Origin of the sequence: Comamonas sp. F1-6 (assembly GCF_039581415.1) — a bacterium.
GTDB classification, from domain to species: Bacteria; Pseudomonadota; Gammaproteobacteria; order Burkholderiales; family Burkholderiaceae_C; genus Comamonas; species Comamonas thiooxydans.
Map to the genome: position 1 here is coordinate 149,398 of NZ_JBCPWN010000004.1, position 17,921 is coordinate 167,318.

16 protein-coding genes are annotated in these 17,921 nt (G+C 59.9%); 14 read left to right on the forward strand and 2 right to left on the reverse strand.

Annotated features, from left to right (window positions below):
• The first annotated feature begins 139 nt into the window (after positions 1-139).
• Positions 140-1,693 (forward strand): malonyl-CoA synthase, encoded by a 1,554-nt coding sequence (locus tag AAIL66_RS05990; protein ID WP_343496237.1) that lies wholly within the window; start codon positions 140-142, stop codon positions 1,691-1,693.
• A 344-nt stretch (positions 1,694-2,037) separates the two neighbouring features.
• Here the strand turns inward: AAIL66_RS05990 and AAIL66_RS05995 are convergent, their stop codons facing one another.
• The gene (locus tag AAIL66_RS05995) at positions 2,038-2,481 is read right to left on the reverse strand and encodes a universal stress protein (RefSeq protein ID WP_003080460.1); all 444 of its coding nucleotides are present in this window, start codon (positions 2,479-2,481) and stop codon (positions 2,038-2,040) included.
• 188 nt (positions 2,482-2,669) lie between these two features.
• Between AAIL66_RS05995 and AAIL66_RS06000 the strand changes: the two genes are divergently transcribed.
• From AAIL66_RS06000 to AAIL66_RS06040, 9 genes are all read left to right on the forward strand, one after another.
• Positions 2,670-5,051 carry a cation-translocating P-type ATPase gene (locus AAIL66_RS06000; protein WP_343496238.1) on the forward strand — a complete coding sequence of 794 codons (2,382 nt, stop codon included), beginning with the start codon at positions 2,670-2,672 and terminating at the stop codon, positions 5,049-5,051.
• Positions 5,051-5,188 carry a cbb3-type cytochrome oxidase assembly protein CcoS gene (ccoS, locus tag AAIL66_RS06005; RefSeq protein ID WP_003056328.1) on the forward strand — a complete coding sequence of 46 codons (138 nt, stop codon included), beginning with the start codon at positions 5,051-5,053 and terminating at the stop codon, positions 5,186-5,188. Before AAIL66_RS06000 ends, ccoS begins: the two co-directional genes overlap by 1 nt.
• 63 nt (positions 5,189-5,251) lie before the next feature.
• Positions 5,252-6,688 carry a cytochrome-c oxidase, cbb3-type subunit I gene (gene ccoN, locus AAIL66_RS06010; RefSeq protein ID WP_034351806.1) on the forward strand — a complete coding sequence of 479 codons (1,437 nt, stop codon included), beginning with the start codon at positions 5,252-5,254 and terminating at the stop codon, positions 6,686-6,688.
• Between the two features lie 19 nt (positions 6,689-6,707).
• Positions 6,708-7,340, forward strand: coding sequence for a cytochrome-c oxidase, cbb3-type subunit II (ccoO, locus tag AAIL66_RS06015; RefSeq protein WP_003063130.1), 633 nt, complete (start codon positions 6,708-6,710; stop codon positions 7,338-7,340).
• A 17-nt stretch (positions 7,341-7,357) separates the two neighbouring features.
• Positions 7,358-7,495 (forward strand): CcoQ/FixQ family Cbb3-type cytochrome c oxidase assembly chaperone, encoded by a 138-nt coding sequence (locus tag AAIL66_RS06020; protein WP_003063128.1) that lies wholly within the window; start codon positions 7,358-7,360, stop codon positions 7,493-7,495.
• Between the two features lie 27 nt (positions 7,496-7,522).
• Entirely contained in the window at positions 7,523-8,434 is a 912-nt protein-coding gene (gene ccoP, locus AAIL66_RS06025; protein ID WP_003063126.1) for a cytochrome-c oxidase, cbb3-type subunit III, read from the forward strand.
• An 82-nt stretch (positions 8,435-8,516) separates the two neighbouring features.
• Positions 8,517-9,959, forward strand: a complete 1,443-nt coding sequence (ccoG, locus tag AAIL66_RS06030; RefSeq protein WP_045839056.1) for a cytochrome c oxidase accessory protein CcoG — start codon at positions 8,517-8,519, stop codon at positions 9,957-9,959.
• 126 nt (positions 9,960-10,085) lie between these two features.
• Positions 10,086-10,391, forward strand: coding sequence for a FixH family protein (locus AAIL66_RS06035; RefSeq protein ID WP_003063123.1), 306 nt, complete (start codon positions 10,086-10,088; stop codon positions 10,389-10,391).
• A 257-nt stretch (positions 10,392-10,648) separates the two neighbouring features.
• Positions 10,649-10,912, forward strand: coding sequence for a hypothetical protein (locus tag AAIL66_RS06040; protein ID WP_003080436.1), 264 nt, complete (start codon positions 10,649-10,651; stop codon positions 10,910-10,912).
• A gap of 63 nt (positions 10,913-10,975) precedes the next feature.
• Here the strand turns inward: AAIL66_RS06040 and fnr are convergent, their stop codons facing one another.
• Positions 10,976-11,698: a fumarate/nitrate reduction transcriptional regulator Fnr gene (fnr, locus tag AAIL66_RS06045; protein ID WP_034369963.1), complete on the reverse strand. Its 723-nt coding sequence runs from the start codon at positions 11,696-11,698 to the stop codon at positions 10,976-10,978.
• A 268-nt stretch (positions 11,699-11,966) separates the two neighbouring features.
• On the opposite strand from fnr, the gene hemN reads away from it, so the two are divergent.
• The 4 genes from hemN (at position 11,967) to AAIL66_RS06065 (ending at position 17,907) form a co-directional block, all read left to right on the forward strand.
• Positions 11,967-13,349: an oxygen-independent coproporphyrinogen III oxidase gene (gene hemN / locus AAIL66_RS06050; protein ID WP_034351809.1), complete on the forward strand. Its 1,383-nt coding sequence runs from the start codon at positions 11,967-11,969 to the stop codon at positions 13,347-13,349.
• Positions 13,350-13,352: 3 nt separating this feature from the next.
• The gene (locus AAIL66_RS06055; RefSeq protein WP_034351810.1) at positions 13,353-14,066 is read left to right on the forward strand and encodes a sulfite exporter TauE/SafE family protein; all 714 of its coding nucleotides are present in this window, start codon (positions 13,353-13,355) and stop codon (positions 14,064-14,066) included.
• A 110-nt stretch (positions 14,067-14,176) separates the two neighbouring features.
• Positions 14,177-15,421 (forward strand): HD domain-containing phosphohydrolase, encoded by a 1,245-nt coding sequence (locus tag AAIL66_RS06060; RefSeq protein ID WP_343496239.1) that lies wholly within the window; start codon positions 14,177-14,179, stop codon positions 15,419-15,421.
• A complete protein-coding gene (locus AAIL66_RS06065; RefSeq protein ID WP_012837932.1) occupies positions 15,418-17,907 on the forward strand; it encodes a bifunctional diguanylate cyclase/phosphodiesterase in 2,490 nt (829 codons plus the stop codon). Before AAIL66_RS06060 ends, AAIL66_RS06065 begins: the two co-directional genes overlap by 4 nt.
• The last annotated feature ends 14 nt before the right edge of the window (positions 17,908-17,921 follow it).

Genomic DNA, 17,921 nt, shown 5'->3' on the forward strand with positions numbered 1-17,921 from the left:
GCCCTTTGCTGGCGCCCCATTTTGAAGAAGTGATTTTTTCAGTGCCTGGCGCCACCGGCCAGGCCAGGGCCGGGCCTATGATGGCCATGGACCTTTTGCTTTCACCGTTTCCGAGTTCGACAGCATCACGATGACCGACATGCCTCAAGCCAATCTTTTCAGCGCGCTGCGCGCTGCGTTTCCTGCGGATCTGACGAAAAATGCCGTGGAGGCCATCGAGCCCGATGGCTCCAGCCTCTACTACACCTGGGCTGATCTGGAGCACGGCAGTGCACGCATGGCCAATCTGCTGGCCTCGCTGGATCTGCCCGAGGGTAGCCGCATTGCGGTGCAGGTGGAAAAGTCGGTCGAAGCCATGATGCTCTACCTGGCCACGCTGCGCAGCGGCCATGTGTTCCTGCCGCTGAACACGGCCTACCAGAGCGCAGAGATGGAGTACTTCATCACGAATGCCGAGCCGGCCGTGGTGGTCTGCGCACCCGGCTGTTTCGGCTGGGTGTCCAAGATTGCGTTCAACCACGGTGTGGGCCATGTCTACACCCTGGGCACCGACCGCACGGGCAGCCTGCTGGAGCGCGCGGCCCACCATAGCGACGAGCATCAGGTCGTGCCACGTCGCGCCGACGATCTGGCGGCAATTCTCTACACCAGCGGCACCACGGGGCGCAGCAAGGGCGCCATGCTCAGCCACGGCAATCTGCTGAGCAATGCGGCCATGCTCAAGGTCTACTGGGGCTGGCAGGAAGGCGATGTGCTGATTCATGCGCTGCCCATCTTCCATGTGCATGGCCTGTTTGTGGCCATTCACGGGGCCTTGCTCAACGGCAGTCCCATGATCTGGTTTGCCCGCTTCGAGCCCGAGGCCGTCATGGCGCGCTTCAAGGATGCGACCGTCTTCATGGGCGTGCCGACCCTGTATGTGCGGATGCTGGCCGACGCCCGGCTGGACCGCGACATGGCCGCGCACATGCGTCTCTTCATCTCGGGCTCGGCCCCGATGCTGATCGAGACTTTCCGTGCCTGGAAGACGCGTACCGGCCACACCATTCTTGAGCGCTACGGCATGAGCGAGACCATCATGCTGACCTCCAACCCCTATCAAGCAGATGCGCGCTATGGCAACGAGGCCGAGCGTCGCGGCGCAACCGTGGGCTTTCCCCTGCCTGGCGTGGGCGTGCGCATTCACGGCGATGACGGCAAGGCCCTGCCCGCAGGCGAGATCGGCAATATCGAGGTGCAGGGCCCCAATGTCTTCAAGGGCTACTGGCGCATGCCCGAGAAGACGGCAGAGGAGTTCACGGCCGACGGCTGGTTCAAGACCGGCGATGTGGGCCTGCAGGACGAGCGCGGCTATTTCAGCATCGTGGGGCGCAGCAAGGACTTGATCATCTCGGGCGGCTACAACGTCTATCCGGCCGAGGTGGAGGGCTTCATCAACGATTTGCCTGGCGTGGACGAAAGCGCCCTGGTGGGAGTGCCGCACCCGGACTTTGGCGAGGTCGGCGTTGCCGTCATCGTGCCGCGCAAGGGCGCGCAGCTCGATGGGCTGAAGATTCTGGAGTCGCTCAAGGCCAGGCTGGCCAATTTCAAGGTGCCCAAGCGCTGCTATGTGGTGGACAGCCTGCCGCGCAACACCATGGGCAAGGTCCAGAAGAAGCTGCTGCGCGACCAGTATCAGCAGGAGTTCTCCTGAAGCCGGTCGAAGCGGACGCCAGGCGTTGGTTTTTGGCTGCACTATTGGCTGCGTTTCAGGCGCTTGTCTTTTGACTTGACTCCTGAAAAGTGAGCTTATTGCGCAGCTTGCAAGGCAGATTCAGCATTGAATCGACCCAAAAATAAAGCAGCTTGTATGCAAGCTGCTTTTAATTTGTGAGTAGCAAACGACGGCCCACGAGTGGCCTGTGTCACTGGATATCAGGGATAAACCCAGCAAGGGGCGCCCGGCGAGGGGCGCCCGGCCAGGGGCGTCTCCCAGTACAGATGCCATCAGATGCCATCCTCTCAAGGGAAGCCGCTAAGCGGCTCAGAGAGATCCGATCAGCGCAGCACCAGCACCGGCACCGGTGAGTGCGTCAGCACATGCTGGGTTTCGCTGCCCAGCAGCAGGCGCTGCAGACCCTTGCGACCGTGCGAAGCCATGACGATCAGGTCGCAGTCATGCTTTTTGGCCATCTCCACAATCGACTCGGCCACCAGGTCGGAGTGGGCGATTTCGGTGGTGACATTGACCTTGCGCTCATGGCCAAAGGCTTTGACGCCGTTCAGCAGGGTCTGGGCCTGATTGGTCCATTGCTCCTCAACGCGCTTGGCTTCCTTGATGTCCAGCAAGTCGCTGCCTTCCAGGTAGCTGCGCGGATAGTGCGAGACAACCTTGAGCGCAATCACGCTGGCGCCGCACAAAGCGGCCAGATCCAGGCCTGCATGCACAGCCTTGTCTGAGAGTTCGGTGCCGTCGGTAGCAATCAAAATGCGGTTGTACATAGCTTTCTCCTTGGGTTGCATGCGTTGTAAATACAAGCATATGTCGATTGGGCAGTTAACGGTTGATTAATGTCAAGGTGGGTATCATCTGGCGTCGTTACGCTTGAAACATGTCCCAACACACTACTGTCCAGCCTTCCGCGGCAGAGCATGCTGTTGCTGACACCGGTTTCCTGAACTTGTCCCAGATGCATAGTCATCTGCTGGACGATCCGCAAGAATGGAGCTCGTTTGGTCGCCCCGCCGGCCAGAGCTCCAAGGCCCCAATCTCCGAGAACGCAACCGAGTCCCCGGTGTGGGATTCCTTTGTGGTTCTGGAGGGCATGCACTGTGCTGCATGTGCGCTGACCATCGAGGAGGCGCTTCGGGCTGTCCCCGGAGTGCAGGCAGCCGAAGTCAGTGCCGCAACGCGCCGAGCCCGTGTCGAGTGGCGTCCCGCCCAGGTGCTTCCATCGCAATGGATGGAGGCCGTATCGCGTGCCGGCTATCGCGCCTTGCCCGCGCGCGACGCATTTGCGCGCGAGCTGCGCCAGGCCGAGACGCGCCGTGCCCTGTGGCGCTGGCTGGTGGCCGGCCTGTGCATGATGCAGGTGATGATGTATGCATGGCCCGCCTACACGGCGCGGCCCGGCGACCTGTCGCTGGAGATGGAGACCTTGCTGCGCTGGGCATCCTGGGTGATTTCTCTGCCCGTGGTGCTGTTTTGCTGCGGGCCCTTCTTCAAGAGCGCGCTCAAGGACATCACCCAGCGCCGCGTGAGCATGGACCTGCCCGTGGCCCTGGGCATGTTGATCACCTTTGTCATCAGCACGCTGGGCACTTTTGATCCCTCCGGTCCCTTCGGTCAGGAAGTCTTCTTCGACTCGCTGACCATGTTTGTCTTCTTCCTGCTCACAGGACGCTGGCTGGAGCTGCGCCTGCGCGACCGCACGGCCGGTGCATTGGAAGCCGTGATGAACCGGCTGCCGGATTCGGTGCTGCGTCAGCAGCCCGACTCGGGAGAGTTCGAGCGTGTGGCCACGCGCCGCCTGCGTGTGGGTGATGTGGTGCGTGTGCTCACGGGCGAGGCTTTCCCTGCAGACGGCCGGATTCTGCGCGGCACCACCCATGCCGATGAGGCGCTTCTGACCGGCGAGTCCACGCCTGTTTTGCGCGCACAAGGCGATGCAGTCACCGCCGGCAGCTACAACCTGGACAGTGTTGTCGATGTGAGAGTGGACAGCGTGGGTGAGGGCACCCGCTTTGCGCAGATCGTGAATCTGATGGAAAGCGCTTCGCTGCAAAAGCCAGCCCTGGCCCAGTTGGCCGACAAGGTGGCCCGGCCTTTTCTCGTTGTGGTGCTGCTGGCGGCGCTGGCTGCCGCCATCTGGTGGTGGCCCACCGACCCGGTCAAGGCCATGATGGTGGCCGTGGCCGTGCTCATCGTCACCTGCCCCTGTGCGCTTTCGCTGGCCACGCCCGTGGCCATGCTGACGGCGGCCGGCACCCTGGCGCGCAGCGGCGTGCTGGTGCGCAATCTGCATGGGCTGGAGGCGCTGGCCGCCGTGGATACGCTGGTGTTCGACAAGACCGGAACGCTGACGCGCGACGGCCTGGTGCTGCGCGCGCTGACACCTGCTGAAGGTCAAAACACTGATGAGCTGCTGGCGCTGGCCGCCTTGCTGGCGCGCCAGTCCATGCATCCCGCTTCCAAGGCACTGGCGCAGGCGGCCGAGGTGGCCGAACTGCCTGCCAGCGCATGGCTGCTGGATTCCGTCCAGGAAATCGCTGGCAGCGGCCTCGATGTCTGGGTGCAGGCGCGCAGCAATACCGCCTTGCGCCGCCATCTTCGTCTGGGCTCGGCCGCGCATTGCGGCGTGCCCGAGCTGGCTCCACATGAGCCAGGGCAGAGCGTGATGCTGGCCGAGGAATCGAAAGGTGGCTGGCTGCCCCTGGCGCAGTTCCATCTGAGCGAGGACGTGCGTCCCGAAGCGGCCCAGGTCATTGCCGACCTCAGGCAGCAAGGTGTGGCGGTGCAACTGCTCTCGGGTGACCGCTCTGCAGCGGTGCAAACTGTGGCCGCCAAGCTGGGCATAGAGCAGGCGCAGGGCGACTGCAAACCGCAGGACAAGCTGGCCGCCATGCAGGCGGCACAGGCTGCAGGGCATAAGGTTGCCATGGTGGGTGACGGCCTGAATGACGGCCCAGTTTTAGCCGGAGCGCATGTCTCTTTTGCTTTTGGTAAAGCAGTGCCGCTGGCACAATCGCAAGCAGACTTCGTGGTACTGGGAGACAGCCTGGAGTTAGTGTTGCAAAGCCTGTTGCTGGCCCGACGGACCCTGTCCGTGGTGCGCCAGAACCTGGGCTGGGCAGCAGCCTATAACGCGATCTCTATTCCTCTGGCCCTCGTGGGCTGGATGCCTGCCTGGCTGGCAGGGCTCGGCATGGCGCTGAGCTCCTTGCTGGTCGTCGCCAACGCAGCCCGTCTTGCACGTGCGTTGCCGCTGCAGGCTGCAGATAGCAACGCGTCCGCCCCCGCGCACCTTGCGCCGCGGGGCACCGTCATGCCACTGACTCAAGGAGGCCATTGATGGACATTTTGTATGTATTGATTCCGCTGTCGGTTGTTCTGGTCATGGCCATTGTGGCTGCCCTGTGGTGGGCCGTGTACCGGGGCCAGTTCGAGAGCGTGGAACAAGAAGGCGAGCGCATTCTTCGCGACGATTGATGTGGCTCAACGAGCCCGACCAGAAACCAATGAACACTTTGCAAGATATCTAAGAGGTGCCCGATGGAAGCAACAAATAACAATGCTGTCTATTACGACGACACCGTCGTAAGACAGTTCTCTATCATGGCCGTGGTATGGGGGGTGGTAGGTATGGCGGTGGGCGTGTTTATCGCGTCCCAGCTGGCCTGGCCGGAACTCAACTTCGGCATTCCATGGCTGAGCTACGGACGTCTGCGTCCGCTGCATACCAATGCCGTGATCTTCGCTTTTGGTGGCTCGGCGCTGTTCGCGACCAGCTACTACGTGGTGCAACGCACCTGCCAGACCAAGCTGTTCATGCCCAAGCTGGCCAGCCTGACCTTCTGGGCCTGGCAACTGGTTATCGTCGGCGCGGCCATCAGTCTGCCTCTGGGTTACACCCAGGGCAAGGAATACGCCGAGCTGGAATGGCCTCTGGACTTGCTGATTGCCGTGACCTGGGTGTCCTATGCCATCGTGTTCTTCGGCACTATCGGCATCCGCAAGGTCAAGCACATCTATGTGGCCAACTGGTTCTTCGGTGCTTTCATTCTGGCCGTGGCCCTGCTGCACATCGTCAACAATATTTCCATCCCCGCCGGCTGGATGAAGAGCTACTCGGCTTACGCCGGCGTGCAGGATGCGATGGTTCAGTGGTGGTACGGGCACAACGCCGTGGGCTTCTTCCTGACCGCCGGCTTCCTGGGCATGATGTATTACTTCATCCCCAAGCAGGCGGGCCGTCCCGTGTATTCGTATCGCCTGTCGATCGTGCACTTCTGGGCGCTGATCTTCACGTACATGTGGGCGGGTCCTCACCACCTGCACTACACCGCTTTGCCTGACTGGACTCAGTCCGTGGGCATGGTGTTCTCGCTGATCCTGCTGGCTCCCAGCTGGGGCGGCATGATCAACGGCATCATGACGCTGTCGGGTGCCTGGCACAAGCTGCGCGACGATCCCATCCTGCGCTTCCTGATCGTGTCCCTGTCGTTCTACGGCATGTCCACCTTCGAAGGCCCGATGATGGCCATCAAGACCGTGAACGCGCTGAGCCACTACACCGATTGGACCGTGGGCCACGTGCACTCCGGCGCTTTGGGCTGGGTGGGTCTGATCACCATGGGCTCTCTGTACTACCTGATCCCTCGTCTGTTCGGCCGCGAGAAGATGCACTCCGTGCCCGCGATCGAGCTGCACTTCTGGATGGCGACCATCGGCATCGTGCTGTACATCGCCGCAATGTGGATTGCCGGTGTGATGCAGGGCCTGATGTGGCGCGCTGTCAACCCCGACGGCACGCTGACCTACACCTTCGTGGAAAGCGTGAAGGCGACCTATCCCTTCTATGTGATTCGCGTGACTGGCGGTCTGCTGTATCTGGGCGGCATGCTGGTGATGGCATGGAACACCTGGAAGACCGCAATGGCCGGCCGTTCCGTCAAGGTGGCAGTGCCTGCCGTGGTGGCTCACGCCTGAGCATTGAGGAGCAAAAGCAATGTCTGATCAAAATAACGCAGCTCCCAAGAGCTTTTCGCACGAGAAGATCGAGACCAGCAACTTTTTGCTGATCGCGCTGACGCTGTTCGTGCTGACCATTGGCGGCCTGGTGGAAATCGTGCCGCTGTTCTTCCAGAAGTCCACGACCGAAGCCGTGGCGGGTCTCAAGCCCTACACGCCGTTGCAGCTGATGGGGCGCGACGTCTATCTGCGCGAGGGTTGCTACAACTGCCACTCGCAGATGATCCGCCCCTTCCGCGCCGAGACCATGCGCTACGGCCACTACTCGGTGGCTGGCGAGTTCGTCTACGACCACCCCTTCCAGTGGGGCTCCAAGCGTACCGGCCCCGACCTGCATCGCGTGGGCGGCAAGTACAGCGACGAATGGCATCGCATCCACCTGAACAACCCGCGTGACGTGGTGCCCGAGTCCAATATGCCTGCTTACCCCTGGCTGGAAGCCAACAAGGTGGATGACACGGCCGTGGCAACGCGCATGAGCGCGCTGCGCAAGGTGGGCGTGCCGTACACCGATGCGGAAATCGCCGGTGCTCAGGCCGAGGTCAAGGACAAGACGGAGATGGAGGCAGTGATTGCCTATCTGCAGGTCCTTGGTCGCGCCGTCAAGTAAGAGAGAAAGGGCTGGAAATGGATATCACCACCATGCGTATCGTGGCCACGCTGGCATCGCTGGCGTGTTTCGTGGGCATCTGGTGGTGGGCGTATGCCCGCCGCAACCAGGCCCGTTTTGACGAGGCAGCTCAGGTTCCATTCCTGGAAGACTGAGTCTGATCACCACAACGAGAACATCCCATGAGCGATTTCATTAACAATTTCTGGTCGGTGTATGTCGCGGCGATTACGCTGATCGGCATCTTTGGCTGCTTGCTGCTGCTGATTCTGGTGGCCCGCAAGAAGGTCGTTCCCTCGGGCGACAACACCACAGGCCATGTCTGGGACGAAGACCTGCGTGAACTCAACAACCCCATGCCCAAGTGGTGGATGGGTCTGTTCGTGATCACCGTGGTTTTCAGCCTGGGCTATCTTGTGGTCTACCCAGGTCTGGGCGGCTTCGGCGGCAAGCTGGACTGGAGCCAGACCGGCGCCTACGACAAGGAAATGGCCAAGGCCAAGGCGGACCTGGAGCCTCTGTATGCCAAGTTCACCAGCATGCCCACCGAAGAAATGGCCAAGGATCCTCAGGCCATGGCCATTGGCGAGCGTCTGTTCATGAACAACTGTGCGCAATGCCACGGCTCTGACGCTCGCGGCAGCAAGTCCTTCCCGAATCTGGCGGACGGCGACTGGTTGCATGGCGGATCTCCCGAGAAGATCAGGGAGACCATCACCAACGGCCGTATCGGCATGATGCCGCCCATGGCGGCAGCCGTGGGCTCGGCGGAAGATGTGCGCAATGTGGCGCACTATGTGCTGAGCCTGTCGGGCAGCCCTCACGATGCCGTCAAGGCTTCGCAGGGCAAGTCCAAATTCGTGGCCTGTGCGGCTTGTCACGGCATGGACGGCAAGGGCAACCCCGCGCTGGGTGCTCCTAACCTGACCGACGACATCTGGCTGCATGGCTGGGGCGAGGCGGCAATCGTGAACATCGTCAACAACGGCAAGCACAATGAGATGCCTGCCCAGAAAGAGAAGCTGACGGAGGCGCAAATTGCCGTGCTGGCTTCCTATGTCTGGAGTCTTTCGAATACGCAAAACCAGAAGTAATGCGTTTTGAAAAGGCGGTGCCCTGGCACCGCCTTTTTCGCGTTTCAATTTTCAGTAATTACAAAAATATTAAGGAACTGCGATGCCGTGCGATCAGGGGAAGCCCCGAAAAGTCATACCGATCACGCCTGAGCCTCATGAGGGCGGGCCTGAGCTGGTGCCTATGTTCGCTTCCGAGCAAAAAGTGTACTCACGCTCTATTAGCGGCGTGTTCTCACGGTGGCGCTGGGCCATGGTGTTTCTGACCCAGATCGTCTTCTACGGCCTGCCCTGGCTGCAGTGGGGCGAGCGCCAGATGGTGCTGTTCGATCTGGGGGCCCGGCGCTTCTATCTGTTCGGACTGGTGCTGTACCCGCAGGACTTCATCTATCTGACGGGGCTGCTGATCATCAGCGCACTGGGGCTGTTCCTGTTTACCGCCGTAGCCGGGCGTCTGTGGTGCGGCTTCTCCTGTCCGCAGACGGTCTACACCGAGATCTTCATGTGGATCGAAAGCAAGGTCGAAGGCGATCGCAGTGCCCGCATGCGTATCGACAAGAGCGGCTGGACTTTGGAGAAGATCTGGAAAAAGTCGCTCAAGCAGTTTCTCTGGATCGCTCTATCTCTTTGGACAGGTTTCACCTTTGTCGGCTACTTCGTGCCCATCCGTGAGTTGGGTGTGGAGTTGATGGCCTTCCAGGGCAACTGGCAGATCTTCTGGGTGGCGTTCTACGGCTTCGCCACCTACGGCAACGCCGGCTATATGCGCGAGCAGGTCTGCAAGTACATGTGTCCCTATGCACGCTTTCAGAGTGCCATGTTCGACAAGGACACCATGATCGTCAGCTACGACGCCGAACGTGGTGAAGCTCGCGGCCCGCGCAAGAAAGACGTCGACTACAAGGCACAGGGCCTGGGGGACTGCATAGATTGCAAGCTTTGCGTTCAGGTCTGCCCCGTGGGCATCGATATCCGCAAAGGGTTGCAGTACGAATGCATCGGCTGCGGTCTGTGCATCGATGCCTGCAACTCCGTGATGGACAAGATGGAGTATCCGCGTGGCCTGATCCGGTTGACCACTCAGAATGCCGTGGCAAAGGCCTGGAAGCAGGTGCAGGTGATTCGCCGCATTTTCCGCCCGCGTGTGCTGATCTACTCGGCCGTGCTGGTGGCCCTCAGCGCCGCCATGATCGCCAGTCTGGTGCTGCGCGAGCCGCTCAAGGTCGACGTGATTCGCGACCGTGCTGCGCTTTCGCGCATCGTGGCGGGCGGCAAGCTGGAGAACGTCTACCGTCTGCAGATCATGAACGCCACCGAGTCCGAGCAGCGCTACCGTATCAGCGCCGTGGGCCTGGAGAATCTGGAAGTCGCATCCGAGCAGGAAGTGAGCGTTGGCCCGGCAGAGACACGCGGCATTGCGGTGCGGCTGCAGATTCCGTATGGCTCGGCAACTCCCGGCTCGCACCCCGTACACTTCAATGTGGATGCAGTGACTGCCGGAGCAGGGCGTATTTCCGAGAAGACGGTGTTCCTGGTGCCGCGTTAATGCCAGGTCTTGCCGGTCTTCGTGAGCCATCACGGAGGCCGGACAAGGGCACCGCCAATCGGCAACAATTTATGCCACCCTGCCATGCGTGCTCGGGTGGTCAGAATTTTGGAAAGAGGTTTCATCATGTCGGCAGCACAAGCCAAGGTCTCGCAAACGGCCAAGATCATCCACCCCGAGGACGGCAAGCCCTGGTGGAAGTTTGCCCATGTCTGGCTCATCATCGCCGGCCCGGTGATCGTGGTGATTGCCGGCTTTGTCACCGCATACATCGCACTGAGCAGGCCCGATCCCGTGATTGACCCTGACTACTACCGCCATGGCATGGAAATCAACCAGCGCCTGAGCGAAAGTGAAAAAAGCCTGGCCCCAGCAGTCACCGGCCGCAATCATGCGGCCACGCCAGCCAAGGACCATCCGCTGGATCGCTGAGCGCTCCGGCGCTTGCTCCGCCAAGGTCGCTTTTGCGGCCTTTTTTGTTGCCAATATCAAAATCAGAGCGTGTTATGCATGCTCCGTCTAACGTTGATGTAGAAGTAAATGATTTTTTGATATTCGGATTGCGCAGGATGCTACTGAAAAGAGAGTAATTCAGGGTTTCCCGCCACGGTGCATGCCCGCAGTCCTGCATGAACGGTCACCACTGTTGTGCAAAATATGATCAAGCCCACAGCCCAAGGAGAATCAGGATGGATGCTCGACGCTGGATGTGGATTGTCTGGCCGGCCTTTCTGGCGGCGGCAATCATGGAGATGGTGGTTTTTGCCTTTGTGGACCCGCTGGATGTGCACTGGCTGGGCTCCCCACTGGACTGGTCGCGCCAGGCCATCTATACGGTCGCTTTTTTTGCCTTCTGGGTCGTGACGCTGATTGGAGGTGCGATGACGGTGATGCTGGGGCGCTCCGTCAGCGATCTCAATGGCGGCATCGTTTCCGAGCCTCTGCCCGAGTAACTCGCCCAGATAAAAAAGCCCGCTGTCCGCGGGCTTTGTCTTGAGAGTGTCTGTCGAATCGGTTCAGCTCTGGCATTGCTGGCTGTTGACGATGCGTTTGAGCGCCTCGGTATCCAGGATGCGCAGGTGGCGCTGCTTGACTTCCACAATGCCTTCCTCTGCAAATTTGGAGAAGGTGCGGCTCACGGTCTCGAGCTTGAGGCCCAGGTAACTGCCGATTTCTTCGCGCGTCATGCGCAGCACCAGTTCCGACTTGGAAAAGCCGCGTGCCGACAGGCGCTGGACCAGGTTCAACACAAAGGCCGCCAGGCGCTCCTCGGCACGCATGCTGCCCAGCAGCAGCATCACGCCATGCTCGCGCACGATTTCGCGGCTCATGACCTTGTGCACATGGTTCTGCAGGGCCGTGACCTCGCGCGAGAGCTGCTCCAGTTTGTCAAACGGCATGACACAGACCTCGGCGTCTTCCAGGGCCACGGCATCACAAGTGTGGTGGTCGTTGACGATGCCGTCCAGACCAATGATTTCGCCAGCCATCTGAAAGCCTGTGACCTGATCGCGTCCGTCTTCGGTGGCCACGCTGGTCTTGAAGAAGCCGGTTCGAATGGCATACAGAGAGGTGAACTCTTCGCCATTGCGAAACAGCAGCCCGCCGCGCTTGACCTTGCGGCGCGTGGCCACAATCTCGTCAATGCGCTCCATTTGTTCATCGTCCAGGCCCATGGGCATGCACAGTTCACGCAGATTGCAGTTGGAGCAGGATGCTTTGATGGTCTGAAGATTCATGGGCTTTTTGCAACGGCGCAGACAGACACAGAGTGGAGAGTCGCGCTGGTCATTGACCTCGTGGTTGAAGATGAGATGGATCAAATTGTCGCAGCACTTGCCTTGAGGTCTCTTGATTTTCATCAAGGACAGGGTGATTGCCTTGGGGCACATTGCCTGTATTCGTTCAAAAACATGCGCTTTTGCCTATTTTGGGCATGATTTTCAGGATCTGATTTCCATTGAAATCTGCTCTATACAGAGTGTGGGCGCACCCTAACTCCCAGTTATGACCGCAGTCACGCCTGAGTTGCTGAGCCGCTTTGATATCCCCGGCCCACGCTACACATCGTTCCCAACAGCCGACCGTTTTGTTGAGGCTTTTGGTGCAGACGACTACATACTGGCACTCAAGCAGCGCAAGACGCATTCTGGCTCGCGCGCTTTGCCCCTGTCCGTTTATGTGCATGTGCCGTTCTGTGAGTCGCTTTGCTATTACTGCGCCTGCAACAAGATCGTGACCAAGCATCACGAGAAGGCTGCCGAGTATCTGGACTACCTGAGCCGCGAGCTGGCCATGCATACCGAGCATTGCGGCAAAGGTCAGCTCGTAAGCCAGCTGCATCTGGGCGGAGGCACACCGACCTTCTTCAGCGATGCCGAGTTGCAGCAGCTGATGGTTTTGATGCGTGAACATTTCAAGCTGGATCCCGCGGGCGAGTACTCCATCGAGGTCGATCCGCGCACCGTCAGCAACGAGCGGCTGAGAGCTCTCAAGGACATGGGGTTCAATCGCCTGAGCTTTGGCGTGCAGGACTTTGATCCCGCGGTGCAGAAAGCGGTGCACCGCGAGCAGCCCGCCGAGCAAGTCTTTTCGTTGGTGGCCGAGGCGCGCCGCCTGGGCTTTGTCTCCATCAATGTGGACCTGATCTACGGGCTGCCCAGGCAGACGCCCGAGTCTTTTGCGCGCACGCTGGCACAGGTCAATGAGCTGCGCCCCGATCGCATTGCACTGTATGCCTATGCGCATCTGCCCGAGCGTTTCAAGCCGCAAAGGCGTATCGAATCGGCAGACCTGCCCATGGGACAGGACAAGCTGAACATGCTCTCCGGCGCAATTGATGCATTCATGGATGGCGGCTATGTCTATGTAGGCATGGACCACTTTGCGCTGCCTGACGACTCTCTGGCCATTGCCAAGCGCCAGGGGCGCCTGCATCGCAACTTTCAGGGCTACAGCACCCAGCCTGATTGCGATCTGATTGCACTGGGCGTATCGGCTATCGGCAAGGTGGGTGCGACCTACAGCCAGAACGTCAAGACTCTTGAAGAGTACTACGATGCCGTCGATGGAGGCATGCTGCCCGTGCAGCGCGGACTGGCGCTTTCGCGTGACGATCTGGTGCGCAGAGCCGTCATCATGTCCATCATGTGCCAGGGTTCCGTCCTGTATGAGCCCATGGAGCAGGCCTGGCTTATCAATTTCCGCGAGTACTTCGCTGCGGAGCTGGATGCGCTGGCAGAGATGCAGCGCAACGGCTTGGTCGAGCTGTCCGTCGAGGGCTTCAAGGTCACTGGCCTGGGCTGGTTTTTTGTGCGCGGAGTAGCCATGCTGTTTGACCGATATTTGCAGGCTGACCGGAACCGCGCCCGCTTTTCGCGCATCATCTAGCGCATGTTATTTTCGCTGGTCTGGACTGCTTTGATCATGGGGCTCGTGGGTGGGCCCCATTGTCTTGTGATGTGCGCTGCCCCCTGCAGTGTGGTCACAGCAGCGAAGCCTGTCGGCGGCGGGCAGCCAGTTGTCGTGCTCGGCCTGCAAAAACGCCAATGGCTGCGTACCAGCCTGTTTCATCTGGGGCGCATCGCTGCCTATGCCCTGCTGGGCGGGATCGCGGCCGTGGCCATGGAAAGTCTGGCCTGGCTGACCAGTCAGACAACGGCATTGCAGAGACTTTGGACGCTGATGCATGTGGCGGTCATGGCCTGGGGGTTGGCCATGGTGGTGCAGGCGCGGCAGCCAGCCTGGCTGGAGCGGGCGGGGCGTTCCGTCTGGGCCAGGGTTCAGCCCTGGGTCACCGCGCCGGGCGGCAGTCTGGCAGCGGGCTTTGCCTGGGCACTGATGCCTTGTGGTTTGCTGTATTCGGCGGTGTTGGTGGCGGCCTTGAGTGGCGGCGCCTGGCAAGGTGCTTTGTCCATGGCTGCCTTTGCCGTTGGTGGTGCACTGTGGTTGCTGGCGGGACCCTGGCTGTGGCAACTGGGGCAGTCGCATGTCAATGCATTGCGGGCCAGGTGGGGCACCAGAGTTGCAGGTCTGATGCTGATTGGCGTTGCGAGTTGGGCTTTGTGGATGGACCTGGTCTACAAACCCAGTCTTTGGTGCCGATAAGTCACACAAGAGGGGGTTGTTGACGCTGTTTGCATCCCAACAGACCCTAGTCATGCTTGAGCAGTCATGGAACTGCGGAATAATGTCTCATCTTGTGTGTAGCGCCCAAAGTGAATCGTTTCGTTGCTATTGATATCGGACAACTGCGTATCGGCATGTATGTCCATCTGGAGACCGGCTGGTTGCGCCATCCGTTTCCCGTCAGCAGCTTCAAGATTGTCAATGACGAGCAGTTGCAGACACTCAGGACCCTGAAGCTCAAGGCAGTTCAGGTCGATCTATCGAGAAGCGATCTGGAGGAAGCGGCAGCGCCTCCGACAGCAGACCCTCAACCCGCTCCTGCCCCCCCCGAGAACGATGCGCATGCCTGGCGTAACAGTATTTTGGGCGTGCAGTCCAGGTTTCTGGGCGCGGTTTCCGTATTTGATGACGTGCAGGCCTTGTTGCCTGTCAACCCCGAGAAGGCGCGGACAACGACGGATATGCTGGTTGCACAGCAAGTCGTCAAACTGGCGCAGGCTCGTGATCTGAGTTTGCATCTGCTCGCGGATACGGGGGGCGCCACCTTTGGCGTACATGGTGTCAATGTCTCCGTACTGAGCCTGTTGCTGGGTAAGACGCTGGGCCTGTGCGATGAAGTATTGAAGGATCTGGGCACGGCGGCCCTGTTGCATGACATCGGCAAGCCGGGGCTTGAGATTTCCGCATCGGCCAATGCACTGAATCAGGGCACGGGCCGCACGCCTCTGCGAGAGACCGTGTATGCGCGTCATGTCGGAGAGTCGGTGGCATTGGCTCTATCCATGGGCTATCCTCCTTCCGTCACGACGGCCATCGCCCAGCATCATGAATGGGCCGATGGGTCAGGCTTTCCACTTGGCTTGCTGGCCGAAGATATGGACATTGCCGGACAGATCCTGGCGCTGGTCAATAATTTTGAGCGCTTGTGCAATCTGCCACTGCAAGGCAACGAAATGACGCCTCATGAAGCCATGGCTGCACTGTACGGACAGTATCGCCAGCGGTATGCGCCCGATGTGCTCAAGGCATTCGTGCAGACCTTGGGGGTCTATCCACCGGGCTCTTTGGTGGAACTAAGCGATGGGCGGATGGGCGTGGTGGTGTCTGTCAACACCAGCCAGTCGCTCAAGCCGAAGGTGCTGACCTATGACATGCAGGCGCCGCAGAAGCTGCGGTTCGTAGATTTGCTTGAATATGTGGGTTTGGGTATTCGCCGGGGCTTGACGCGAAATCAGCTTTCTCGAAATGCGTTAGAAGCTTTACAGCCGCAAAGGCGTCTTTGCTACTTTTTTGACAGTTCTGCAGCACCTGCTGCCGAGAAAGACCTCGCGTGACTTTGCAGCAGAGTTTTCTGATTGACCCTCTGCTTGCCTCCATGCTCGATGGTTTGCAGGAGGCGGTCTGGCTGCTGGATGCGCAGACATTGCGTGTCGTGCATGCCAATGCAGCCAGTATGCAGCTCACGGGCTACACGCCCGAGCAGGCGCAGGAGCAGTATGTCGATGTGCTGTGCGCCTCCCTGGTGCAAAAGGCGTTCTGGCAGGATGCCTCAAACTGGGTGGGCGGGGCGAAATTTCTCACAGAAATCTGTACAGCCAATGGTTCATTGACAGCTGTGGAGATGGGGGTGGGCTCCATCGCCCTGAATCCGCGCTGGTTGATGCTCACCATGCTCGACCGCAGCGAGCAGTTGCGGCACGAGAGCGAACTGGACATGCTGCTTGCAGAGTTGCGGGCGACGCTTGAGTCCGCTGCAGATGGCATGCTGGTCTGTGATCTGCGCGGCGGCATTCGGGCATTCAATCACCGTTTCGCGGAGCTGTGGCAACTACCCGAACCACTGCTCGTGCAGCGAGATGATGCGGCCGTTTTTGCCCATCTGGAAGCGCAGACCATCAGCAGCGAGAGTCAGTTCACTCTTCTGCAGGATGCGCAGGACCTGTCGGCTCCTGAAACCTCGGAGGTACTGCAGCTGCTCAGTGGCAGGGTGCTGGAGCGTCGCTCCGTGCCTCAGCTCAGTCGCGGTGTGGCGATAGGGCGTATCTACTCCTATCGAGACATCACGGTGGAATCCAGCTCGGCGACAGAACTACGTCTGGCTGCAAGAGTGTTCGAGTCCAGCCTGGACGGTATCTTCATTGCCGATGCCAATGGTGTCATCGTTCAGGTCAACCCGGCCGGCGGGCAGTTGCTGCATGGCAAGGCGGTGCTGGGGCTCGCTGCCTGGACTCTGTTCGAGTCCGAGGGAGGGCCTGTGTCCGACCTGCTGGAGCTGGCCGCTGCGCGCTGGGATGTGGGCAGCTTCTGGGAGGGCAATCTTTGGCTCAAGCAGAGTGAAGGTCAGCGCTGCGCGGTCTGGCTGTCCTGGGTTGCATTGCGTGACGGCTATGGGCGTCTGGTACAAAGCATTGGCTTTATGCGCGACATGACCATGCAGCGCAGTGCCCAAAAGCAGATTGAGCAGCTGGCTTACAGTGATGCGTTGACAGGGCTGCCCAATCGCCTGAGTTTGAGCCGTCACGTGCAAGCCGCAATCACTGCTGCGCGCTTCACACAGCAGCCCTTCAGCATTCTGTTTCTGGATCTGGATCGTTTCAAGATCATCAACGATTCATTGGGCCATGACTTCGGCGATCGGGTGCTCAAGCTGGTTGCTCAGCGGCTGAGCGGACTGCTGCGCCCTGCGGATGTGCTGTGCCGTCAGGGCGGGGACGAATTTGTTCTCTATCTGCATGATTGCACGGGAGAAGGGGCTTCGGCCGTGGCTGCCCGTATTCTGGACGAAATGCGTCAGCCCTTTATGCTTGACGGCCTGGGCTTTTCCGTTCAGTGCAGCATTGGGGCTGCGCAATTTCCGGCGGATGGTTTGACGCTGGACGAGCTGATTCGTCAGGCCGATATCGCCATGTATCGTGTCAAGGAGCGTGGACGCGGCAATTTCAGTTTCTACCAGCCGCAAATGAGTGCGGGTCTGCTCTCGCGCATGAAGCTGGAGCATGCCATGCGCCAGGCGCTGGACAAGGGGCATATGGCCGTGCACTTTCAGCCACAGGTACATATCCGTTCGGGTCGCATTGTGGCGGCAGAGGCTTTGCTTCGATGGACGGACCCCGAGCTGGGGGTGATCTCTCCTGCAGCCTTCATTCCGTTGGCGGAGGAGTCCGGCTATGTGGTTGCGCTGGATGCCTGGGTGCTGGAGCAATCAGTACAAGAGGCGGCGCGCTGGCTGGCTATGGACATGCCCGTCAAGGTATCGGTGAATGTCTCCGCGCTGGAGTTCAGGCAGCCGGACTTTGTGGATCGCCTCAAATATGTGCTGGAAGCCAGCGGCTTGCCGGCACAGTGGCTGGAGCTGGAGCTGACCGAGAGCATTTTGCTGCAGGAAGCGCAGGAAATGGCTTTGCGCGTGCACCAGATCGCAGAGCTGGGTGTGGGTCTGGTCATTGACGACTTCGGTACCGGTTATTCGAGCTTGGCTTATTTGAAAAAACTGCCGATCTCCAAGATCAAGATCGACCAGAGTTTTGTGCGTGGCCTGCCGCACGATGCGGGAGACAAGGCCATTGTGGGCGCCATCATCAGCATGGGGCAGGCATTGGGTGTGGAACTTGTGGCAGAAGGAGTGGAAACGCAGGAGCAATGCCAGGCAATTGAGCAGTTACAGGGTGACTACTTTCAGGGCTATCTGTGCTCGCCAGCCTTGCCTGCAGAGCAATTCCGAAAGCGCTTGGAGCAGGGTGCATCCGAGCAGGAGCCGAGAGCTCAGCCGTATTCGTCGGATGACGATGCCAGTGGTATTCATATTGCAGGTCTGCAATAGTTGGAGGGCATGCT

Coding starts and splice junctions, on each gene's coding strand:
- AAIL66_RS05990 (WP_343496237.1), top strand. CDS start 140: ATGCCTCAAGCCAATCTTTTCAGCGCGCTGCGCGCTGCGTTTCCTGCG.
- AAIL66_RS05995 (WP_003080460.1), bottom strand. CDS start 2,481: ATGTACAACCGCATTTTGATTGCTACCGACGGCACCGAACTCTCAGAC.
- AAIL66_RS06000 (WP_343496238.1), top strand. CDS start 2,670: ATGCATAGTCATCTGCTGGACGATCCGCAAGAATGGAGCTCGTTTGGT.
- ccoS (WP_003056328.1), top strand. CDS start 5,051: ATGGACATTTTGTATGTATTGATTCCGCTGTCGGTTGTTCTGGTCATG.
- ccoN (WP_034351806.1), top strand. CDS start 5,252: ATGGAAGCAACAAATAACAATGCTGTCTATTACGACGACACCGTCGTA.
- ccoO (WP_003063130.1), top strand. CDS start 6,708: ATGTCTGATCAAAATAACGCAGCTCCCAAGAGCTTTTCGCACGAGAAG.
- AAIL66_RS06020 (WP_003063128.1), top strand. CDS start 7,358: ATGGATATCACCACCATGCGTATCGTGGCCACGCTGGCATCGCTGGCG.
- ccoP (WP_003063126.1), top strand. CDS start 7,523: ATGAGCGATTTCATTAACAATTTCTGGTCGGTGTATGTCGCGGCGATT.
- ccoG (WP_045839056.1), top strand. CDS start 8,517: ATGCCGTGCGATCAGGGGAAGCCCCGAAAAGTCATACCGATCACGCCT.
- AAIL66_RS06035 (WP_003063123.1), top strand. CDS start 10,086: ATGTCGGCAGCACAAGCCAAGGTCTCGCAAACGGCCAAGATCATCCAC.
- AAIL66_RS06040 (WP_003080436.1), top strand. CDS start 10,649: ATGGATGCTCGACGCTGGATGTGGATTGTCTGGCCGGCCTTTCTGGCG.
- fnr (WP_034369963.1), bottom strand. CDS start 11,698: ATGAATCTTCAGACCATCAAAGCATCCTGCTCCAACTGCAATCTGCGT.
- hemN (WP_034351809.1), top strand. CDS start 11,967: ATGACCGCAGTCACGCCTGAGTTGCTGAGCCGCTTTGATATCCCCGGC.
- AAIL66_RS06055 (WP_034351810.1), top strand. CDS start 13,353: ATGTTATTTTCGCTGGTCTGGACTGCTTTGATCATGGGGCTCGTGGGT.